The sequence below is a fragment of the Pseudoalteromonas sp. 120-MNA-CIBAN-0494 genome (assembly GCF_040308885.1).
GTDB lineage: Bacteria > Pseudomonadota > Gammaproteobacteria > Enterobacterales > Alteromonadaceae > Pseudoalteromonas > Pseudoalteromonas nigrifaciens.
In genome coordinates this window covers 1-278 of sequence record NZ_JBEOOE010000135.1, presented here as the reverse complement: position 1 = coordinate 278, position 278 = coordinate 1, and the positions used below count along the sequence as shown (strand labels likewise).

The following is a 278-nucleotide window of genomic DNA, read 5'->3' as shown; positions in this document are numbered from 1 at the left end:
GCGCGAACGCGGTGGCCGGCTTGCTCTGGAAGAAGCCGAAACCCTTCGCGAGTTCGGCCGGAATCAGGTTGCGCAGCGACACGTCGTTCACGAGCGTGACGAGCCGCACGGCCTTCAGCGCGTCGTCGGGCGACGCGCTCATCGGCACGTCGCCGGTGATCACCGCGACTTCCGCCTCGAAATCGATGCCCCATTCCTCGGACGGGCACACGACGTCGTCGCGCGCGCCCAGGAAATCGTCGCTGCCGCCCTGGTACATCAGCGGATCGGTCCAGAAC

At 67.3% G+C, this 278-nt stretch carries 1 protein-coding gene; it reads right to left on the bottom strand.

Translation table 11 applies throughout. The features are described from left to right. Positions 1-278, bottom strand: a 278-nt coding sequence (locus AAEY55_RS18270; RefSeq protein WP_350552666.1) for a fumarylacetoacetate hydrolase family protein, incomplete at both ends; no start/stop codon positions are given.